Annotated in this window: 16 protein-coding genes; 10 read left to right on the top strand and 6 right to left on the bottom strand. The window is 61.0% G+C overall.

Features of this window, described 5'->3' with window-relative positions; genetic code table 11:
- Positions 1-100: 100 nt before the first annotated feature.
- Positions 101-1,156 (bottom strand): tetratricopeptide repeat protein, encoded by a 1,056-nt coding sequence (locus tag ACTJK9_RS05810; protein ID WP_440812803.1) that lies wholly within the window; start codon positions 1,154-1,156, stop codon positions 101-103.
- Positions 1,157-1,348: 192 nt separating this feature from the next.
- Here ACTJK9_RS05810 and ACTJK9_RS05805 point away from each other — a divergent pair, with 192 nt between their 5' ends.
- Genes ACTJK9_RS05805 through ACTJK9_RS05795 form a run of 3 tightly spaced genes read left to right on the top strand, consistent with a single transcriptional unit; the run spans position 1,349 to position 4,659 of the window.
- A complete protein-coding gene (locus tag ACTJK9_RS05805) occupies positions 1,349-3,484 on the top strand; it encodes an FUSC family protein (RefSeq protein WP_440812801.1) in 2,136 nt (711 codons plus the stop codon).
- Entirely contained in the window at positions 3,474-3,674 is a 201-nt protein-coding gene (locus ACTJK9_RS05800; protein ID WP_039768281.1) for a DUF1656 domain-containing protein, read from the top strand. Before ACTJK9_RS05805 ends, ACTJK9_RS05800 begins: the two co-directional genes overlap by 11 nt.
- Before the next feature lie 4 nt (positions 3,675-3,678).
- Positions 3,679-4,659 (top strand): HlyD family efflux transporter periplasmic adaptor subunit, encoded by a 981-nt coding sequence (locus ACTJK9_RS05795; RefSeq protein WP_085610246.1) that lies wholly within the window; start codon positions 3,679-3,681, stop codon positions 4,657-4,659.
- Between the two features lie 60 nt (positions 4,660-4,719).
- Here ACTJK9_RS05795 and ACTJK9_RS05790 read toward each other — a convergent pair whose 3' ends face one another.
- The 4 genes from ACTJK9_RS05790 to ACTJK9_RS05775 all read right to left on the bottom strand — a co-directional run bounded on the left by ACTJK9_RS05790 (position 4,720) and on the right by ACTJK9_RS05775 (position 11,680).
- Positions 4,720-6,141: an efflux transporter outer membrane subunit gene (locus ACTJK9_RS05790; RefSeq protein WP_039768284.1), complete on the bottom strand. Its 1,422-nt coding sequence runs from the start codon at positions 6,139-6,141 to the stop codon at positions 4,720-4,722.
- Entirely contained in the window at positions 6,138-9,329 is a 3,192-nt protein-coding gene (locus tag ACTJK9_RS05785; protein ID WP_064596472.1) for an efflux RND transporter permease subunit, read from the bottom strand. The genes ACTJK9_RS05790 and ACTJK9_RS05785 overlap by 4 nt, the downstream gene beginning before the upstream one ends.
- 15 nt (positions 9,330-9,344) lie before the next feature.
- Complete coding sequence (mexE, locus tag ACTJK9_RS05780; RefSeq protein ID WP_221397303.1) at positions 9,345-10,598, bottom strand: multidrug efflux RND transporter periplasmic adaptor subunit MexE; 1,254 nt, start codon at positions 10,596-10,598, stop codon at positions 9,345-9,347.
- 266 nt (positions 10,599-10,864) lie between these two features.
- A complete protein-coding gene (locus ACTJK9_RS05775) occupies positions 10,865-11,680 on the bottom strand; it encodes an AraC family transcriptional regulator (RefSeq protein ID WP_085610248.1) in 816 nt (271 codons plus the stop codon).
- A gap of 139 nt (positions 11,681-11,819) precedes the next feature.
- On the opposite strand from ACTJK9_RS05775, the gene ACTJK9_RS05770 reads away from it, so the two are divergent.
- The 6 genes from ACTJK9_RS05770 (at position 11,820) to ACTJK9_RS05745 (ending at position 17,574) form a co-directional block, all read left to right on the top strand.
- Positions 11,820-12,008, top strand: coding sequence for a DUF1656 domain-containing protein (locus tag ACTJK9_RS05770; protein WP_085610249.1), 189 nt, complete (start codon positions 11,820-11,822; stop codon positions 12,006-12,008).
- A gap of 12 nt (positions 12,009-12,020) precedes the next feature.
- Positions 12,021-12,929, top strand: coding sequence for an efflux RND transporter periplasmic adaptor subunit (locus ACTJK9_RS05765; protein WP_085610250.1), 909 nt, complete (start codon positions 12,021-12,023; stop codon positions 12,927-12,929).
- Positions 12,929-14,932 carry an FUSC family protein gene (locus ACTJK9_RS05760; RefSeq protein WP_221397304.1) on the top strand — a complete coding sequence of 668 codons (2,004 nt, stop codon included), beginning with the start codon at positions 12,929-12,931 and terminating at the stop codon, positions 14,930-14,932. Before ACTJK9_RS05765 ends, ACTJK9_RS05760 begins: the two co-directional genes overlap by 1 nt.
- 42 nt (positions 14,933-14,974) lie before the next feature.
- Positions 14,975-15,880 (top strand): transcriptional regulator GcvA, encoded by a 906-nt coding sequence (gcvA, locus tag ACTJK9_RS05755; RefSeq protein ID WP_440812794.1) that lies wholly within the window; start codon positions 14,975-14,977, stop codon positions 15,878-15,880.
- A 75-nt stretch (positions 15,881-15,955) separates the two neighbouring features.
- Positions 15,956-16,783 (top strand): EamA family transporter, encoded by an 828-nt coding sequence (locus ACTJK9_RS05750; protein ID WP_064596476.1) that lies wholly within the window; start codon positions 15,956-15,958, stop codon positions 16,781-16,783.
- Positions 16,784-16,812: 29 nt separating this feature from the next.
- A complete protein-coding gene (locus ACTJK9_RS05745; RefSeq protein ID WP_414881694.1) occupies positions 16,813-17,574 on the top strand; it encodes an SDR family oxidoreductase in 762 nt (253 codons plus the stop codon).
- Positions 17,575-17,611: 37 nt separating this feature from the next.
- Here ACTJK9_RS05745 and ACTJK9_RS05740 read toward each other — a convergent pair whose 3' ends face one another.
- Positions 17,612-18,580, bottom strand: a complete 969-nt coding sequence (locus tag ACTJK9_RS05740; protein WP_085610255.1) for an AraC family transcriptional regulator — start codon at positions 18,578-18,580, stop codon at positions 17,612-17,614.
- Positions 18,581-18,682: 102 nt separating this feature from the next.
- On the opposite strand from ACTJK9_RS05740, the gene ACTJK9_RS05735 reads away from it, so the two are divergent.
- Complete coding sequence (locus ACTJK9_RS05735; RefSeq protein WP_440812790.1) at positions 18,683-19,933, top strand: MFS transporter; 1,251 nt, start codon at positions 18,683-18,685, stop codon at positions 19,931-19,933.
- Positions 19,934-19,952: the final 19 nt, after the last annotated feature.

Genomic DNA, 19,952 nt, shown 5'->3' with positions numbered 1-19,952 from the left:
GAGGCAGCGGGCGCCGGACGCCGATTGGTACTGCTTGATTACTTGACCCTTTGCGGAGACTGCGGTTCCGAGTTTCTTGCCGGATGTGTCTGGAAGGCGGCTAGAGGCCTTGCTGCAACGAGGGATCGTCAGGGTTCATCTGCTCAAGCTGAGCCAACAGGATCTGCACATTCTGCAACTGACCGCTTTCTTTCCAGTAGTTGATCAGCAGCACCCGCGCCTTGCGGTCGGCAGGGTGACGCTGGACGATTTCCTGTAACTGCTTTTGCGCCGCTTCGAGTTCTTCGGCGCCATGCAGAGTGGTGGCGAGGTCGTAGCGGTAGTCCTTGTTGTCGGGCTCGAGCTCCACGGCTTTGGACAAACCGAGCAGGGCGTACTCGCGTTGATCGTGATGCAGCAGCCAGAGGCCCAGGGCATGTTGCAGATAAGCCGAATCGGGTTGGGCCTTCAATTGTCGGGCGAGCAACTGACGCGCGGCGTCGCTCTGGCCCTGGCGATCGAGTACTTCGATCTGCATCACCAACGCCGGCAGATTGCCGGGATCCAGGCGCAGGGTCTGCTCCAACGCTTGCTGCGCCTGCTTGAACTCCGCATTGTGCAGATACAGGCGCGCCAGTTGGGCATAGTTGGCGGCGCTTTCCGGCTGGCTCTTGAGCGCCTCTTCCCACATGTCGATGCCTTGCTGCAACGGCGCGAAATACAGGCCCAGTTGATCCGGAGACAAACCGAGCAGGGCGTTGATTGCAGCAAAGCGTACGGTTTGATCCTCATCATCGAGCAACGGGCCCAACAGCAAACTGCGCTGACCGCCAGGCACCAGGCCCGTCACGCTTTTGATTGCGGCCAGTCGAACGTCCGGCGATTCGTTTTGCAGATCGGCGTCCGCCAGTTTCAAGGCCTGCGGGCTCGGGTAGTTGGGCAGCTCGGCGTGCAGCCAGACACGCCGTTTGACCGACAGATCCGGGCGCCCCAGCTGTTGGTATAAAACCCGCGCAGCCCCCGGTTGACCAGCACGCGCGGCGGCCAGCGCTTCGCTGTAACCGTGTTTGATCGCTTCCGGCACAACCGGCGCAGTGCTGCGCAAAGACAGCCAGGCGACGATCAGGACCAGCGCAAGGCCGAGGCTGATGAGCAAATAGCGGCGAGACTGAGGCATGCGAATTTCCGAAACTTTCGTTTTGCAGCGGAGGTCGCAAGCTTCTGTCAGCTCGCGCCGTGAGTCAAACACTGTGCCTGATATGACCTACTACAAGTGCTGAAACGCCCTACGAGCTTTGTGGCTCCCGTAAACCATCAAATCCTTAATACAGTGACTACGCTTGCAGAAGTTGTTTCGACGAGGCTATCCATGCAGTCCCTGCTCATTTATTTCAAGGCGCTGATCCACCCCGGTCAGGCAGTGCTGCTGTTTGGTCTGCGCACCATCGTCGCCGGATTGCTGACCTTGTACCTGGCGTTTCTGTTCGATCTGGATCAACCGAAGTGGTCGATCATGGCCGTCGTTATCATCAGCCAGCCACTGGCCGGGATGGCGCTGGCACGCAGCTTCGGGCAAATCATCGGGACGACCCTTGGCGCGGTGGTGGCGGTGGTGCTGATGGCAATTTTTCCCCAGGCGCCGTTGCCGTTCATCACGACCCTGGCCTTATGGCTGGCGCTGTGCACGGCGGGCGGCACGCTACTGCGCTACACCAGTTCCCAGGCGTTCGTGCTTAGCGGATATACCGCTGTGGTAGTGGCGCTGCTGGCGATTCCGGATCAGGACGGCACCTTTTTGCTGGCGGTGACCCGGGTCACCGAAACCTTGTTGGCGGTAGCGTGCGTGTGCGTTGTCAGTCTGTTGACGGCGCGGCCCGAGGCGGTGTCGCGCAACTATTTTGCAAAGGTCGATCAGGTGATCAGGCTGGTTGCCACCCATGCCGCCGCTGTACTTCGCACCGAAGAAAGCGAAGCGGACTTTCAGCGCCGGCAAATGCAGTTGTTGGGGGAAATCAGCGCCCTTGAAGGCCTGCGCCGGCATTTGTATTTCGACGCCCCGCGTCTGCGCAGTGCCAACAATCTGGTGCTGTTGCTGGGTAATCAACTGATGCTGCTGACCTCACGCCTGACCGCGCTGCGTCACCAGCGGGAGCTGCTCACCGAGCGATGGGAGGGCGATCTGCCGCTGGAGATCCAGCAATTGCGTGCAGAAGAACTGGCACTGCTCGACCAGCTCGCACTGCAAGGGCGCTCATTGCCGGCCGATGCGCGGCACCAGTTCGTCGCGCTGCAACAGCAGTTCGAAGGGCTCGCCTACAGGGCCGAACAACTGACCGAAGACATGAGTGCAACCCTGCGTTCGCTGGCGTGGGCACTGCGCTGGGAGCAGGCGCGGCTGTTGCAGCAGCTGGAGCAGATTCTCGAACTGAGCGACGCGATACAGGAAGGACGCGAAGCCAGTTGCATGTTTCGTGGCCAGTCCAGCCCCTTGCACCTGGATTTCACCCTCGCGACGATGAATGCCATCCGCGCTTTCAGTGCGTTGCTGGTGGCTGGGCTGATCTGGATCGAGACCGCTTGGGACGGCGCGCGCGGCGGCATGATTCTGGTGGGGATTCTGTGTTCGTTGATGGCGACATTTCCGCGTCCCTTGATCGCTGCACAGAGTTACGCCCGAGGATTGGGACTGGCCTTGGTCGTCTCAGCGTTCTATCAATTCATGCTGGTCCCGGCGATCAGTGATTTCGAAATGCTGGCCTTGCTGCTCGCGCCTCTGCTGTATGTGATCGCGGTCGGACTGGCCAACCCGGCCACCACCGGTATCGGCATGGGCCTGGGGCTGTCGAGTTTCCTGATGCTCGGGCCGCAGAACGTCGGCTCCGGGCAGAACACCGCCATTCAATGGTTCGAATTTGCCGGAGCCTACGTGAGTGCGGCGATGCTGGCTCTGATTGTTTATGCCTGGATTTTCCCGTTCCGCCCGGCTCTGCGCATCCGGCGCTTTTACAACGAAGCGCGGGAGCAGGTCTACCAACTGACCAAGAGCCCGGCCACCGATGAACAGCAATTCGCCTTCGAAAGCCGCATGGTTGATCGCCTGACCTCGATGCTGGGCGTGTTGCCGGCCGACAACGAACGGGACATGCAGCGCCTGTATGAAATCAGCCTCGCCTGTGTAGCGCTGGGCGTGGCCATGCACCAGCTCAGGCAACAGGCGCAAAACAATGCTCTGCTTACGGACGATTTGCATAGGCAGCTGTCGACGGCATTGCGTCAGACCGGCCGTTTCGTCGCCGGCCGACCGGATGTACGCCTGACACCTTTACTGGCTACGCTGCATGCGCTCGGCGATGAGCTGGATGCCTTGCATGTCGCCACCCATGAGCACTTGTGGTCGGTATTTCGCATGCGCGTGGCCCTGTTGATCGTGGTGTCGTTTCTGGAACGACATGGCGAGCATTTGCAGCCCGACCGTTCTGAAGGAGAGCCCATTCTTGCCCATTGATTTCGAGATCGGCGGCGTTTACCTGCCGCCAATCGCTCAGGCCTTGTTGCTGGCCATACCGGTTTTTCTGCTGCTCGACTGGGGTTTGCGCCGGCTCGGCGTCCTGCGTTTTGTCTGGCATGAGGCGCTGTTCGAAGGCGCCCTTTATGCCTGTGTGTGCGCCGCACTGATTCTGCTGATGGGAGCCTGAAACCTTGAAGACGTTGCTCACTCGATTGACGACATTGGCGGTGGTGCTGCTGGCCATCGTGCTCGGCTGGTTTGCCTGGGAACATTACACCCGGGCCCCGTGGACTCGGGATGCGCGGGTGAGGGCGGATGTGGTGACACTCTCGGCGGATGTCTCGGGCCGCATCGTCACGCTGGCGGTGCAGGACAACCAGTATGTCGTCAAGGGCCAGTTGCTGCTGGAAATCGATCCGGCTCGCTACAGTCTGGCCGTCGAGCATGCGAAACGCTCGGTGGAGGTCTCCAAGGCTACGCTTGGGCAGTCGCAAGCGGCCATTGTCGCCAGCGAGGCATTGCTCAAACAACGCCAGAGTGAAGAGCGCCGGCGACGTACGCTCAAGCAAGGGTTCGCGATTTCCGGGGAAGAGTGGGAGAAGTCCAGCACCGATGTGGCGGTGGCCCAGGCCGATCTGTTGCGCAATCAGGCCAATCTCGGTCTCGCCGAAGCCAACGTGCAACTGGCGATTGCTGCATTGACCCAGGCTGAACTGGATCTGCAACGCACCCGCGTCGAAGCACCGGTCAGCGGTTATGTCACCAATCTGCTGACCCGGCAGGGGGATTACGCGGTAGCCGGCAGTGCCTTGCTGGCGCTGGTGGATAGCGACTCCTTTTACGTCAGCGGCTATTTCGAGGAAACCAAGCTGCCACGGATCGAGGAGGGCGACCGGGTGCGTATCGAACTGATGAGCGGGGAAAAATTTGGCGGCACCGTGCAAAGCATCGCCTTCGCCATTGCTGATCGGGAGAACGCGCCGGGCAGCCGATTGCTGGCCAACATCAACCCCAGCTACACCTGGGTGAAACTGGCGCAACGGGTGCCGGTGCGGATCGGCATCGATCCCGATTACGCGGGCAAGGACCGACTCAGAGCCGGTACCACCGCGACGGTCACGGTGCTGGAAAACCATGAAAGACAGAGACAAAAAAGCCCCGCGACCGAATGATACGCGGGGCAAAAAATTTGGTTGGTTGCGGCCAACCAAAGGAGCTCTTTAAAAAAACGATTACTTGCTGGCGACCGTTTCTGGCTGCCAACCGCCACCAAGGGCCTTGTAGATCGCGACGATGCCGCGATACAGATCCACTTCGGCCTGGGCCTGGCTGTCTTCAGCGTTCAAACGCTCACGCTGGGCGTCGAGCAGGACCAGGAAATCGGTGGTGCCTTCGCGGTAGCGGATTTCAGCCAGATCGGCAGCCTTGCGGCTCGATTCGCTCTGGCGGATCAGCGAGATCAACCGTTGCTGACGTTTGCCGTAATCACTGAAGGCGTTTTCCGACTCTTCCAGCGCCAGCAATACTTGCTGTTCGTAGGTCGCCAGTGCGCCTTCCGCATCGGCATCGGCGCCGCGCAGACGGGCCCGCACGCTGCCAAGGTCGAACGCCGCCCAGGTGATGCTCGGGCCCAGCGCCCAGGCGTTGGCCGCCGAGGAACCGATCTGCGAACCACGCCCGGCTGTCCAGCCGAGGAAACCGCTGAGGCTGACCCGTGGGAACAGGTCGGCCTTGGCCACACCGATACGCGCCGTGGCCGAAGCCAGTCTGCGCTCGGCGCTGAGGATGTCCGGACGACGCTGCAGCAGTTCGCCCGGATCACCGATCGGCAAGGCCTTGGCAATCGCCGGCAGGTCTTTCGGACTCAGGTCGACGGTCAGCTTGTCCGGACGCTCGCCCAGCAGGGTGGCGATGCGGTTTTTCTGCCGGGCCTGTTCTGCCTGCAGCTGCGGCACGCTGGCTTCGACCGATGCCAGACGTGCATCGGCACGTTCGACATCGAGCTGATCGCCAACGCCGGCGTCACGCAGGCTGATGGTGATCTTGCGCGATTCCTGCTGGTTGTTCAGGTTGGCCAGCGCGATCTTTTCCCGCAGTTGAGCACCGCGCAGTTGACCGTAAGCGTCCACCAGTTCGGCAATCATGGTGACTTGCAGTTGGTACAGATCGGCTTCGGCCGCTTGCTGGTCGGCGTCGCTCGCTTCCAGATTGCGCTGGATACGTCCGAACAGGTCCAGTTCCCAGGCCATGTCCAGGCCCAGGTCATAGCGTTCACTATTGACCCGATTGGTGGTCTGGCCCGGGATCTGACCTTTGGCCAGATCGCTGCTGGCGCGGCTGGTGATGGTCGGCATTGCATCGTTGCTGGCGTCGTCGCGGATCGCCCGGGCGGCTTTCCAGCGGGCGAATGCCACGCGCAGTTCACGGTTGCCTTGCAGCGATTGAGTCACCAACTGGTTAAGGGTCGGATCGTCGAACTGCTGCCACCAGATGCCTTCGAATTTCGAACGGTCGAAGTTCTTCTGGCCGGCGGCGCCGTCGGTGGCGGACGTAATGTTCGCCGCCTCCGTCGTCGGGGTCTTGTAGTCAGGGCCGACGGCGCAGGCACTCAGGGCCAGCACCAGCAGGCTCGGCAGGAAGACTTTCAGACTCATTGGTGCGCCTCCAGTGGCTTTTGAAGATTTTGCGCCTTGGCCGCTTTGCGAGCTTCGCTGCGCTCCACGAAGTTGCGGATCAGCACATAGAACACGGGGGTCAGCAGCAGACCGAAGAAGGTCACACCGAGCATCCCGGAGAACACCGCCACACCCATGGCATGACGCATCTCGGCACCGGCACCGCTGGAGAACACCAGTGGCACCACACCCATGATGAACGCGAACGAGGTCATCAGGATCGGCCGCAGACGCAGACGGCAGGCTTCCAGTACGGCGGCCAGCGGATCGAGGCCTTCTTCCTGCTTATCCTTGGCGAACTCGACGATCAGAATCGCGTTCTTGCACGCCAGGCCCACCAGTACGATCAGGCCGATCTGGGTGAAGATGTTGTTGTCGCCGCCAGAGATGATCACACCGGTGATGGCCGACAGCAGGGTCATCGGTACGATCAGGATCACCGCCAGTGGCAGGCTCCAGCTTTCGTATTGAGCCGCGAGCACCAGGAACGCCAGCAATACGCAGAGCGGGAACACGAACAGCGCTGTGTTACCGGACAGAATCTGCTGGTAGGTCAGGTCGGTCCACTCGTAGGTCATGCCGTTCGGAAGTTCATCCTTGAGCAGTTTCTCGATGGCTTTTTCGGCCTGGCCGGAGCTGTAGCCCGGGGCTGCTGCACCGTTGATTTCAGCGGTGATGAAGCCGTTGTAGTGCATCACACGATCCGGGCCCGAGGTGTCGCTGACCTTGATGAAGGTCGCCAGCGGGATCATTTCGCCCTTGTTGTTGCGTACTTTCAGCTGGCCGATCTGGTCGGACTCGAGGCGGAACTGCTGCTCGGCCTGAACGTTGACCTGATAGGTACGACCGAAGCGGTTGAAGTCGTTGGCATACAGCGAACCCAGGTAGATCTGCAGGGTGTCGAAGATGTCGCTGACGGCCACGCCGTGGGTCTTGGCTTTTTCCCGGTCGATGGCGGCATCGACCTGCGGCACGTTCACGGTGTAGCTGGTGAACAGGTTGGCCAGTTCCGGAACGTTATGGCTCTTGGCAATAATGTTCATGGTCTCCTTGTACAGCTCTTCGTAGCCCAGGTTGCCCCGGTCTTCGATTTGCAGGCGGAAACCACCGATGGTGCCCAGCCCCTGTACCGGCGGCGGCGGGAAGATCGCCATATAGGCTTCCTGAATCCCGGCGTACTGGCCGTTCAAGGCACCGGCAATCGCACCGGCGGACATGCTCGGGTCTTTACGCTCGTCGAACGGTTTCAGGGTCACGAACACGATGCCGGCGTTCGGGCTGTTGGTGAAGCCGTTGATCGACAGACCCGGGAACGCTACGGCGCTTTCCACGCCTGGCTGTTTCAGTGCCAGGTCGGACATGCGCTTGATGACGTCTTCGGTGCGGTCCAGGCTCGCGGCGTCCGGCAGTTGCGCGAAGGCCACCAGGTATTGCTTGTCCTGGCCGGGTACGAAGCCGGTCGGGGTGCTGGAGAAACCGAAGAAGGTCAGCACCATCAAGCCTGCGTACAGGAAGAGGGCGATGCCGCTGCCACGGATGACCCGGCGCACGGTACCGACGTAACCGTGACTGGCGCGGTCGAAGAAACGGTTGAACGGACGGAATAGCCAGCCACCGAAGATCTTGTCCAGCACTCGCGAGAACCGATCTTTCGGCGCGTCGTGGCCCTTGAGCAACACGGCGGCCAGTGCTGGTGACAGGGTCAGCGAGTTGAACGCCGAGATCACCGTAGAGATCGCGATGGTCAAAGCAAACTGCTTGTAGAACTGACCGGTCAGGCCCGAGATGAACGCGGCGGGTACGAACACCGCACACAGCACGAGCGCTGTCGCAATGATCGGGCCGGTCACTTCACCCATGGCCTTTTTGGTCGCATCGAAGGGGTTGAGCCCCAGTTCAATGTTCCGCTCGACGTTCTCCACCACCACGATGGCGTCGTCCACCACGATACCGATCGCCAGTACCAGGCCGAACAGCGACAGGGCGTTGAGCGAGAAGCCGAACAGGTGCATCACCGCAAACGTACCGATCAACGATACCGGCACCGCCACCAGCGGAATGATCGAGGCGCGCCAGGTCTGCAGGAACAGGATCACCACCAGAACCACGAGAATCAGTGCTTCGAAGAGGGTGTGAACCACCGCCTCGATGGAGCCGCGCACAAAGATCGTCGGGTCATAGACGATGCTGTAGTCCATGCCTTGCGGGAAGCTTTTCTTCAGCTCTTCCATCTTGCCGCGAACTTCGTTCGAGATTTCGATGGCGTTGGAGCCCGGACGCTGGAAGATCGGGATCGCTACGGCTGGCTGGTTGTTCAGCAACGAACGCAGGGCGTACTGACTGGAGCCCAGTTCGACGCGGGCGATGTCCTTCAGGCGAGTGATTTCACCGTTGTCGCCGGCGCGAATGACGATGTTCTCGAACTCTTCCTCGGAGACCAGACGGCCTTGAGTGTTGATCGACAGCTGGAAGCTTTGCGCAGTCGGGGCAGGGGGCGCGCCCAACTGGCCGGCGGCCACCTGACGGTTCTGTTCGCGAATGGCGGTCACCACATCAGTCGCGGTCAGATTGCGCGAAGCGGTCTTGTTCGGGTCGAGCCATACCCGCAGCGAGTAGTCGCCCATACCGAACAACTGCACGTCACCGACACCACCGAGGCGAGCGAGCTCATCCTTGATGTTGAGAATCGCGTAGTTGGACAGGTACAGCATGTCGTAGCGTTTGTCCGGCGAGGTCAAGTGCACAACCATGGTCAGGTCGGGCGAAGCCTTGTCGACGGTGATACCGATGCGCGTCACTTCTTCCGGAAGCTTCGGCTCGGTCCGGGTCACGCGGTTCTGCACCTGCACCTGCGCGTTGTCCAGGTCAGTACCCAGGGCGAAGGTGATGGTCAGGGTGATCTTGCCGTCAGCGGTGGATTGCGAGGACATGTACAGCATGTTCTCGACGCCGGTGATGGCTTGCTCCAGTGGAGCCGCCACGGTTTCACCGATGACTTTTGGGTTGGCGCCCGGGAAGTTGGCACGCACCACCACGGTCGGTGGCACGACTTCCGGGTATTCGCTGATCGGCAACTGGAACAGCGAAATCGCACCGGCGATCAGGATCAACAGCGACAGCACCGCTGCGAAGATCGGCCGTGAAATGAAGAATTGGGAAAAATTCATCGGAGTTGTCGTCCCTTAACCGCGTGGGGTCGCAGCAGCCAGTTTCACAACCGAACCCGGCGCGCCTTTGGCAGGTGCGACTTTGGGCAGGTTGCTGGCTTCCAGCGCTTGTCGTTGTTGAGCGAGAGCGGCAATGGTTTGCTCGCTGGCCATCGGGATCACTTCAGGCGTAACCGGGGAGCCAGGGCGAACCCGTTGCAGACCCTTGACGATGATCGTGTCGTCCTTGTTCAGGCCGCTGCGCACGATACGCAGGCCTTCGATCTTCGGACCGAGTTCAACGGCGCGGTAGACGGTCTTGTTGTCGCCATCCATCACCAGCACGAACTTCTTGCCGAGGTCGGTACCGACCGCTTCATCGTTGATCAACATGGCGTTGTAGGTGCCGCTGCCGACCAGTTTCAGACGTGCATACAGGCCCGGGGTGTAAGTGCCGTCGCTGTTGTCGAACACGGCGCGACCACGGATGGTGCCGGTTTTCGGGTTGACCTGGTTGTCGACGAAGTTCATTTGGCCCAGGTGCGGGTTGCCGTCTTCATTGGACAGGCCCATGTACACCGGGGTAGTGGCGCCGCGCTGACCCTGACGGGCGAGCTGGGTGTATTTGAGGAACACACGCTCGTCGGCGTCGAAGTAGGCGTAGACCTTGTCGGTGGACACAACGCTGGTCAGCGGGGTGGTGTCGGCGGTCACCAGGTTACCGGCGGTAATCTCGGCACGGCTGACGCGGCCACTGATTGGCGCAGTGACGCGGGTGAAGCTCAGGTTCAGCTTGGCCAGGTCCAGTTGCGCTTGCAGCGCGCCAACAGCCGCACGGGCTTCTTGTGCAGCGCTGGTACGCGAGTCGGCCAGTTCGGCGGAGATGGCGTTGCTGGTACGCAGACGCTCACCGCGTACGGCTTCGTTTTCACTGCGAGTGGCGTTGGCACGGGCCTGGGCAACCAGGGCTTCGAGGCGGCGGACCTCGGCCTGGAACGGACGCGGGTCGATCTGGAACAGCAGGTCGCCTTTCTTGACCAGAGCACCTTCGGTGAAGGCGACTTCGTCGATCTGGCCGGAGACCCGCGGACGGATTTCAACGGTTTCCGGCGCTTCGAGGCGTCCGGTGAATTCGTCCCACTCGTTGACCGGTTGTTCCAGCACCTTGGCCACGCTGACCTTGGCAGCAGGCATGGCCGCCGCGGTTTCCGGAGTCTTGCCGCAGGCGCTCATCACCAGCATGGCCAACAGAGCCAACGGGAAGCGCAAATGTTTGAGTGATTGTTCCATGGATGCATCCGCCAATGTATTGAAGATGGGCGGATGATGCTCGGCGGGTCGATAGCAAAACGAATCGAATGACACGAAGGTAACTATCATTCGGAATGATATAAGCCGAGCGAAAGCCCCCTAGCATGCGCCTTTCGTTAGGGGGCTATCAATTGGCTTGATGACAATTCTGTGTTGCGCGATCGGCAACTGTCGCGATGAAATTGCGCGGTGAGGATTACGCGCCGATTAAATGCCCGGCCGAAGTGACCAGGCCTTGGCGTCCCTCACGCTGAACGCTCAGCCCACGCTGATGTTTGCGTGCTGCGCAGATAGCGTGCGGGTGAGCTACCCAAGGTTTTGCGAAACATGCTGATGAAGGAACTGACGGATTCGTAGCCCAGCGCTTCCGCCGTCCTTTGTACTGATTGCCCCTCGGCCAGGTTTTGCAGCGCGACGATGATCTGCCATTGCTTGCGCCACTGGCCAAAAGTGAGCCCGGTTTCGGCTTTTATAAGCCGGGCCAGCGAGCGTTCGCTCATCGCCACCTGCTGTGCCCAACTGGCCATGGTGGCGCGGTCGGCGGGGTCCTGGGCCAAGGCCCGAGCGATCGCGCGCAGCGGTTTTGAGGCGGGCAGCGGCAGGTAAAGCTGTTCGGTCGGCGCCTGTTCAAGCTCTTCAAGCAGTACACCGGCCAGCCGCCAGGTGCGCGAGTCAGCAGGGTAATCCTGCGCCTGATCGCTCAGGTGCAGGATCAACTGCAGAATCAGCGGCGACAGCGCCAGAGTGCAGCAGTGATGGGGCATTGATGCGGCGCCGGGTTCGATGAACAGGAAACACACCTGACCATTGGCAGTAACGCGGTTGCTGTGCGAAATGCCACCGGGAATCCAGACGCCGAACCCTGACGGGACCATCCACACACCATCTTCTCCCGTACAGACAATGCCGCCGCGATACGCCACGACCAACTGGCCTTTGCGGTGCTTGTGTTCGGCGGACTCACTGTCGTTGCGCTGGGGTGCGAGCATCAAGGCGACGGCAGGTTGCGCGAGGTTGTCGTATTCGAATTGATCGACTTGCAAGAGGTGAGCTTCGGCCATGGGGGAGGTCGCCGGTTGTCTGGATTTGATTATCTTTTGGCAGTCTACTCAATATCGGCAAGCGCGGTGATTCCTTAGCATTTTCAACACGCCCGACACGGCCGGGCGAACGCTGAAAATCTGGATTCGGGTGCTTGCCATGCTTAATGAAGTTTCTATTGCCAACCTCTACTTTCCTCCGTTGTTCATATACCTCGGCGCGACATTTCTGGCCTACAGAGTCATTGATCGTGTAACCCGTCATTGGCTGGACAGCGTGTGGCACCCCGCGCTGGCACGTTTCTTCGTCTCGCTCATCGTTCTCTCGGCGCTGGTCGTCCATTACTGAGCGAGGGTCACCATGTCTATCGTCAAAATTCTCAAACCTGCCGCTACTCTCGTTCTGGGTTCATTGGCGCTGATGTTCTGCCTGCAACTCTGGCGCGCCTATGTACTGGCGCCCTGGACGCGGGACGGGCGCGTGAGTGCGCAGGTTGTGCGGATTGCACCGGAGGTGTCCGGGCAAATCAATCAATTGGTGGTCAGCGATAACCAATGGGTGGCCAAGGGCGATTTGCTGTATCGCATTGATGCGCGCTCTTATCGACTGGCACTGCAGCAGCGCATGGCGGAGTTGGCCGAATCACGCAGTGTGTTCGACCAACGCAACGCTCAATTCAAGCGTCGTGCACAACTGGCCGGGGCCATCGCTCGTGAAGAGGTCGATAACGCCGCGCGTGACCTGGCGGTGGCCCAATCGCGGCTGGACGCGGCACGCAGCCATCTTGCCCAGGCGCAACTCGACCTTGCGCGCACGACGATCCGTTCGCCGGTCGATGGCTACGTCACGCAACTGCGACTGCACCCGGGCGATTACGCAGAGGCTGGGCATACCAACCTGTTTGTGGTCGACGGTCACAGTTTCTGGATCACCGGTTATTTCGAGGAGACCAAGTTGCCGGGTGTGCGTATCGGTGCGCCGGTGTCGATCAAACTGATGGGCTTCGCGCCGTTGCTCGAAGGCCATGTCGCAAGCATGGGCAGGGGAATTGCGGACTCCAATGAGGTGCGCAACGACAGCGGTTTGCCCGAGGTGAGCCCGACCTTCAGCTGGATTCGCCTGGCCCAGCGTGTGCCGGTGCGCATTGAACTGGACAACGTACCGGAGGGCGTGGAGTTGGCAGCGGGCATGACCGCCAGCGTCGAAGTCACGCAGCCCGACGAGGTGCCGCGCTGGCGCCTCATCCATTGGTTGCAGGCATTTATGTGATGACCAGTCTGGTAATACGGCTGTTCGCGGCAATCCCCCGACCCTGGACGTCTGCCACTTTCGCCTACGTATCGCGCAGCGTCCTGGCGGCAGGATTGGCGCTGTGGCTCGGCTTTGAGCTGCATCTGGACTCGCCGTTCTCGGGCGCTTCCACGGTGTTGTTGCTGGTGCAGCCGGTACAAGGCGCGGTTCGCGGCAAGGGCTTCTACCGGATGCTGGGGACTTTGGCAGGTTTGTTCGCGGCTTGCGTCCTGACCGGGCTGTTCGCCCAACAGATGTTGCTGTTCTTGCTCGGCATCGGCCTGTGGCTGGGCTTGTGTGTGGCGGCGATGACCGTGTTGCGACATTACCAGGCCACCGCCGCCGTGGTGGCCGGATATACCGTCTGCCTCGCGTTGGGTCCGGCCATCGTCGCGCCGCAAAAGGCCTTCGAGCACATCGTGACCCGTGGCACAGCGGTGGCACTCGGCGTGCTTTGCCTGAGTCTGGTGGTCACGCTGTTCAGCTCGAGGACCATGGAGAACAAAGTCAGACGCACGCTCGCCGAGGTCTGTGCCCGCAGCGCCAGGCTGCTCGCGATGCGCCTCTCGGGCGAACAGCGCGCCGAGCGGTTTACACAGGCTCATGAGCTCGCCATCGATATCGGCAAAGTGGACGATCTGTTGGGGCTCGGACGCGGTGAGTCAGCGCTGCTTCGCGCGCGGCAATCGGCGATTCAGGCAGGGCTGGCGCATTTACACGCCGTGGTGCTCGACATGCATTACGACCGTTACCGTATGGAAACCGAGCCGCCGTTGCTCGTCCAAACAAGCGCAGCGTTGCTCGCGCTGAGTAACCGGATAAGCGCCGACGATGACGACTATCACGCCTGTGCCCAGACCGTGAGCCAGCTGCGTGTTCAGGTGGAGGCTTGCGCGGAGGCAACCCCCGGCGTACGACCATTCTGTGACCAACTGGACGAAAAACTGGCCGACCTGAGCGAAGCCTTGCAGCACTTTTCCAGCCTCGATCACCCTCGCCGGCAACCGGTAAGGCTCGTGAGTTTCCACCGCAACTACGCCGATGCCGCGCGCAACGGCTGCAGGGCATTGCTCGCCATACTGGCCGCCGGCGCCATCTGGTATTTCAGTGGCTGGGACCAGGGACCCACGCTGCTGGCGGTCGTTGGACCCTGCTGCACACTGCTGGCGACCGTTTCCGCGCCTGAACAAGGCATGGCCGGTTTTATCCGGGGTACGTTCTACGCCGTGGTCGCAGCTGCGCTGTGCAAGTTTCTGCTGCTGCCGCAGATCAACGATTTCCCTCTGTTGCTGCTGATGCTTGCGGCATTCTGGTCATTCGGGATTCATGCGACGAGCCAGCCTCGCCACGGGCTGCAAGGGGTTGCTTACCTGATCGGCTTCAACACCTTGGTGAGTACTGGCGGTACGGCGGTCTATGATTTCGCTGATTTTGCCAATCAGTCACTCGCCTGGTTCGTGGCCATGGCCGTCTGCCTGTTGGCGTTTCAGTTGATGCCGAGAGACAGAGCACGGGATATTCAAGCCCTGAAGCGCTCGATTCACAGGGGCATCCGGTCACTGCTGCGTCGTGCAGGCACTATCAATCACCCGCAATGGCAAGCGAAACAGCAACATCGGATCGTTACATTGAAAAATCTGCTTGGCACCGACACCACGCTTGATGACCGAGCTGGATGGCTGTCGCTGCAATTGAGCAAGCAATTGAACCGGATTCAACGGAGCACGGACGACATTGCCCCTGATTCTGCCGTCGCCCAATGTGCGCGGGCCGGCATTCGGCGGATGGCTCGATGCGCGGGTGAACCGGGGATCAATGCGGTACAGGCACGGCGCACAGCAAAAGCGATGAACCGGCTCGGTGCGGAACATCTGGCGATTGTTTACAAAGAGCTCGCCTGGCTGCTGGAGCAATACGCACTCATCGCGAGTCCCGTTATACGCAGGAAGCAACCAGCGAACTTTCGCTCTAACATGACTTGATATTCATACCTCGATGTTTGGCCAATCCCGGACCCTTTGTTTATGAGAGATCTGCCCCCGACCGCAACCTTGCGTGCTTTCGAAGTGTCTACCCGGCACCCGACGTTCACAGCCGCTGCGCAGGAATTGCATGTGACCCAAAGCGCGGTCAGCCATCAGCTGCGGCATCTGGAAGAACTTTGGGGCCTGCAGCTGTTTGAGCGGGGCAAGTCGTTAAGCCTTACGCCCGCGGGCGCTACCCTGGCGCCGATTGTGCGCGAGTTCTTCATGAGCCTTGAGGCGACGCTGGCCGACTTGCGTGAGCAAAAGGGCAGGGTCCGGCTCAGCGTCAGCACGACCTATTCCTTTGCGTTGAAATGGTTGCTGCCACGCTTGCCGAGCCTGGCCCGCCAGCACCCGGAACTGTTGGTGTCGCTGGATACCACGGACAAGGTCATCCATTTCGCCAGCAGCGAAGCCGATGTCGCGATCCGCTTGGGCAAGGGCAACTATCCCGGTCTGTATTCACAGTTTTTGTTCGGTGAGCAGGTTTTCCCGGTGGCCAGCCCCGAACTGCTGCAACGCGTCGGAATGCCGAGCAGTCCCGCCGATTTGTTGCAGTTGCCGCTGCTGGCTCGTGACGGCGCCGAACTGGCGCCGAAATGGGAAGCGTGGTTCCAGTCCGTCGGGCTGGCATTTTTGCCGCTACGGGAAAGCGTCAGGTTTGGCGATACCAATATGACGGTGGAGGCGGCTTTGCTCGGCCATGGCATTGCCCTGGTACGCAGCGGGCATGTCGAGAAGGAAATCGGCGATGGCCGTCTGGTGCGGCTGTTCGATGTGCCTTTTCAGTCACCGCTCGCCTATTACTTCGTTTGCCCCAAGGGCGTTGAGACGCAGCCGCACATTGAGAGTTTTCGCGAGTGGTTGCTCGGTGAGGCGCTCAAAGTGCAAGGCGGGCAGATTTGAGGCATGAAGAATCGCTCATGGTGCAATGAGAAGCCTTCTCTGTAATCCGGCCGTTCGGGCTGCCTAAAATGGCCAATGCCTACTCATCTCGTCCTCCTTGTCCTGTTCGCCGCGCTGCTGCACGCCGGCTGGAATGCATTGCTGCGCGGCGGTGCCGATCGGCTCTGGTCGATGACGGTGATGTGCGTTGCAATCGCCATAGTCTGTGCAGTTGCCGCGATGTTCATGGTGGCGCCTGCGCCTCAGAGCTGGGGGTATGCGCTGCTGTCGGCATTGCTGCACGTTGGCTACAACCTGTTTCTGGTGCGCAGTTACCGGGTCGGCGATCTGGGACAGATTTATCCGATTTCGCGCGGTTCATCACCCGCGTTGATTACGCTCGGCGCCGCGTTGTTTGCCGGCGAAACCATCACCCCGGGCGAAATGCTCGGCATTGCGCTGGTGTCAGGCGGCATCATTTCGCTGGCTTTCCGGGGACGCAGCCTGTCGGTGCCCAGCCTGCCTTACGCATTGGGAACCGGTTGCTTTATCGCGGCTTATAGCGTGGTCGACGGCATTGGCGCGCGGCTGTCCGGTGCGCCGCTGGCCTACACGGTGTGGATGAGTGCCTTGTGGGGCGTGCTGATGCCGGTGGTCTACATCGGTCTGCGCGATGCCCGCAGCCTGTTTTCGATTCGGCCCGGTATGTTCGCTGCGGCAATGGGCGGGCTGGTTTCTCTGCTTGCCTACGCAATCGTTATCTACGCGATGAACGAAGCCCCGCTGGGCGCGGTGTCAGCCCTGCGTGAAACCAGCGTGCTGTTCGCGGCGTTGCTTGGCTACCTGTTCCTCGGTGAAACACTTACCGTCCGCCGGATGCTGGCCTGTGTGGTGATCGCCAGCGGCGCGATCATCATCGGCTGACTCGGCATCATCTGCTAAGGAGTAGTTTCATGGTTAACGTCTCGCAAGCTCCGCTGATTCTGATCACGGGTGGCAGTCGTGGAGTAGGCGCCGCCACCGCCCGACTCGCCGCTGCACAAGGCTACGACGTCGCGATCAGTTACGTTGCCAATGAGTCCGCCGCGTTGGCGGTGGCGGCAGATGTCGAAGCGCTGGGGCGCAAGGCGTTGGCGATGCGCGCCGACAGTGCCGATCCCGAGCAGGTCGCGAGTCTTTTTACCGCGATCGACCGCACGTTCGGGCGCATCGATGTCCTGGTCAATAACGCTGGCGTGCTGGCGCAACAGTCACGCCTGGAGGACCTGGGCTTCGCCCGCATGCAACGCATCTTTGCGGTCAATGCTCTCGGGCCGATACTGTGCGCCCAACAGGCCGTGAAGCGCATGTCCCTGCGGCACGGCGGTGCGGGCGGCGTGGTGATCAATGTGTCGTCGGCCTCGGCGCGTCTGGGCAGTCCGAATGAATATGTCGACTACGCAGCATCGAAAGGCGCACTGGAAACGTTCACCATCGGGTTCGCCAAAGAGGTGGCCCGTGAGGGCATTCGCGTCAACTGTATCCGCCCGGGGCACATCTATACCGACATGCACGCCAGCGGCGGCGAGCCGGGGCGGGTCGATCGGGTCAAGGACTCGATCCCGATGGGGCGTGGCGGGCAGCCGGAGGAAGTGGCGCGGGCCATTTTGTGGCTGGCTGGTGCAGAGGCATCATTTGTTACCGGTACATTCCTCGACGTAACGGGTGGTAAATGAGTCAGAGGCACGGATCGTCGACTCCTTGCGCTCGACTTCAAGTAATCGCGGGCTGCCTCGCCTTGCGACTCAAGCCCGGTGTCCTGCCCGTAATGCGCTTGAATGCACGACTGAACGCAGCCTGGGAGGTATAACCCAAACGCTGCGCCACCTCTTCGATCGGCAGCCTTTCGAGCGTCAGCCACTGGCTTGCAAGCCGCATCCGCAGTTCGGTCACGTAGCGCAGTGGAGTCATGCCAATCGTGACCTGGAAGCGCTCCGCAAATACAGAGCGCGAGGTATTGCAATGCTCTGCCAACTGCGCAACGGTCCATTCGCGGCCCGGTTGTTGGTGGAGCGCAAGCAATGCACCGGCCAAGCGTGGATCGCGTAAGGCGGCGATCAGCCCGGAAGCATTGCCGCAGGCGCACTCCACCCAGCCGCGAACGACCATGGCGGCCACCACGTCGGCCAACCGCGCGAGGATACCGGCGAAGCCGACACGGGCGGCGCTGACCTCCCGTTCCATAGTGGTCAGGATCGGCACCAGCCCGGGGTAACGCTGGCCACCGGCATCAATCAGCATCAGGCCAGGCATCAGCCGGCCAAGGCCATGGATACTGCCCAGTTCGAACTCCATGCAACCACTGAACAAAAGAGTGCTCGGCGTTGGGCTGGCATCGGCTCCGGTATCCACCGTGCTGACGGTGTCACCCAAGGTTTCGCCGTCTAGACCGTCGATGTCTTGAACAGGCGCGTCCGGATGGGAAAACAGTTGATGAGCCGCGCCATGGGAGATGAACACGGCGTTGCCGGCAGACAGCGCGTACCTGTTGCCGTCCTCCATTCGCAATTCCGCATTGCCGACGGCCATAAAGTGGAACCAGGCGTGCCCAGGTTTTTCCGCGAAGCTCAATCCGAACGTTGGACCCGCCTGGATACGCCGGTATTCAACGCCTCGCAGGCGCATGCCACGCAACAGCTCGTTGATGAGGTCCGAGGAAAGAGCAAACTGGTCTGCAGACATCGTTCAGGGGGTTTTGATCAAAAAGTAGAGACTTTGGATCATAGATCATCCAGTTTTCAGCGCCTAGACTCGGCTCGCAATGAACATTGGGAGATCCGTGCAATGAATGAATGTGTATGTAACGCCGTATCCGACCGCCATTGCGGCGCCGGTGCGGATGTAGAGCCTGCGACGCCCGCGTGGATGGCCGTCTTCTCATTGGCAATGGGTGTGTTCGGGTTACTCACCGCTGAGTACCTTCCCGCGAGTTTGTTGACGCTGATGGCTACCGAACTGGGAGTGTCCGAAGCGCTGGCTGGCCAGGCGGTGACGGTAACAGCCGTGGTGGCGCTGTTCGCTGGCTTGTTGGTGCCAGGTCTGACCCGCAGCATCGACCGACGTTGGGTGTTGCTGGGCTTTTCCACGTTGATGGTCGCCTCGAATCTGTTGGTCGCCGTTTCTTCCAGCTTCGTGGTGCTGTTGTTGATGCGCATCTTGCTGGGTATTGCCCTTGGCGGGTTCTGGAGCATGGCGGCAGCGGTAGCGATGCGCCTGGTGCCGAATGCTCTGTTGCCTCGGGCGTTGTCGATCATTTTCAGCGGCATAGCCATAGGGACGGTCGTGGCAGTGCCGCTGGGCAGTTATCTGGGTGGGTTATATGGTTGGCGCAGCGCGTTCCTGGCAGCGGCGGCGGTAGGCATGGTGACCCTGGCTTTCCAGTCGCTCACTCTGCCGCGCCTCGCGCCGCGCCGGCCGGCAAGACTGCGCACCGTTCTGGAGGTATTGCAGCGTCCGGGCATCGCCATGGGCATGTTCGGTTGTGTACTGGTGCACAGCGGGCATTTTGCGATGTTCACTTATGTTCGGCCATTCCTTGAAGGGACTACCGGCATCGGCCCGCAAGGGTTGTCGCTGATGCTGCTGGGCTTCGGTGTGGCGAACTTCGTCGGCACATTGTTAGCCGGGAGGCTGCTGGAGCGCCACCCGCTGGCCACTCTGGTGTTGATGCCCGCGCTGGTCGGCGTCGCAGCACTGGCGTTGGTGCTGTTGCCGACGTCGGTGCCGGGGCAGGCGGTATTGCTGGCGATCTGGGGGCTGGCCTTTGGTGGTGTGCCGGTGGCGTGGTCGAACTGGGTCGCCAATGCGGTACCTGATCAGGCGGAAAGCGCCGGAGGCATGGTGGTGGCCTCTGTGCAGTCCGCTATCGCAACAGGCGCGGCCGCTGGCGGTGCGGTATTCAGCCTCGGTGGCAGCGCAGGCGTATTCGTCGCAGCGGCCGCGCTGATGCTACTGGCCGCGTTGCTGATTGCGCTGCGGGTCCGCGTCCCTTCTGGCCATGACGTTCGCCAGGCCAAACCCGCGTTGCACCTTTGATCCGGTTTGCCAAACCGTT

Source organism: Pseudomonas sp. 22082, assembly GCF_052046055.1.
In the GTDB taxonomy this organism is placed as follows: Bacteria; Pseudomonadota; Gammaproteobacteria; order Pseudomonadales; family Pseudomonadaceae; genus Aquipseudomonas; species Aquipseudomonas pharyngis.
This window is presented reverse-complemented; position numbering and strand designations above follow the sequence as displayed.

Bases quoted from the DNA above. Each gene is read 5' to 3' on its own strand.
- ACTJK9_RS05810 (WP_440812803.1), bottom strand. From the start codon at position 1,156: ATGCCTCAGTCTCGCCGCTATTTGCTCATCAGCCTCGGCCTTGCGCTG.
- mexE (WP_221397303.1), bottom strand. From the start codon at position 10,598: ATGGAACAATCACTCAAACATTTGCGCTTCCCGTTGGCTCTGTTGGCC.
- ACTJK9_RS05805 (WP_440812801.1), top strand. From the start codon at position 1,349: ATGCAGTCCCTGCTCATTTATTTCAAGGCGCTGATCCACCCCGGTCAG.
- ACTJK9_RS05790 (WP_039768284.1), bottom strand. From the start codon at position 6,141: ATGAGTCTGAAAGTCTTCCTGCCGAGCCTGCTGGTGCTGGCCCTGAGT.
- ACTJK9_RS05750 (WP_064596476.1), top strand. From the start codon at position 15,956: ATGCCTACTCATCTCGTCCTCCTTGTCCTGTTCGCCGCGCTGCTGCAC.
- ACTJK9_RS05760 (WP_221397304.1), top strand. From the start codon at position 12,929: ATGACCAGTCTGGTAATACGGCTGTTCGCGGCAATCCCCCGACCCTGG.
- ACTJK9_RS05765 (WP_085610250.1), top strand. From the start codon at position 12,021: ATGTCTATCGTCAAAATTCTCAAACCTGCCGCTACTCTCGTTCTGGGT.
- ACTJK9_RS05785 (WP_064596472.1), bottom strand. From the start codon at position 9,329: ATGAATTTTTCCCAATTCTTCATTTCACGGCCGATCTTCGCAGCGGTG.
- ACTJK9_RS05735 (WP_440812790.1), top strand. From the start codon at position 18,683: ATGAATGAATGTGTATGTAACGCCGTATCCGACCGCCATTGCGGCGCC.
- ACTJK9_RS05775 (WP_085610248.1), bottom strand. From the start codon at position 11,680: ATGGCCGAAGCTCACCTCTTGCAAGTCGATCAATTCGAATACGACAAC.
- ACTJK9_RS05745 (WP_414881694.1), top strand. From the start codon at position 16,813: ATGGTTAACGTCTCGCAAGCTCCGCTGATTCTGATCACGGGTGGCAGT.
- ACTJK9_RS05740 (WP_085610255.1), bottom strand. From the start codon at position 18,580: ATGTCTGCAGACCAGTTTGCTCTTTCCTCGGACCTCATCAACGAGCTG.
- gcvA (WP_440812794.1), top strand. From the start codon at position 14,975: ATGAGAGATCTGCCCCCGACCGCAACCTTGCGTGCTTTCGAAGTGTCT.
- ACTJK9_RS05770 (WP_085610249.1), top strand. From the start codon at position 11,820: ATGCTTAATGAAGTTTCTATTGCCAACCTCTACTTTCCTCCGTTGTTC.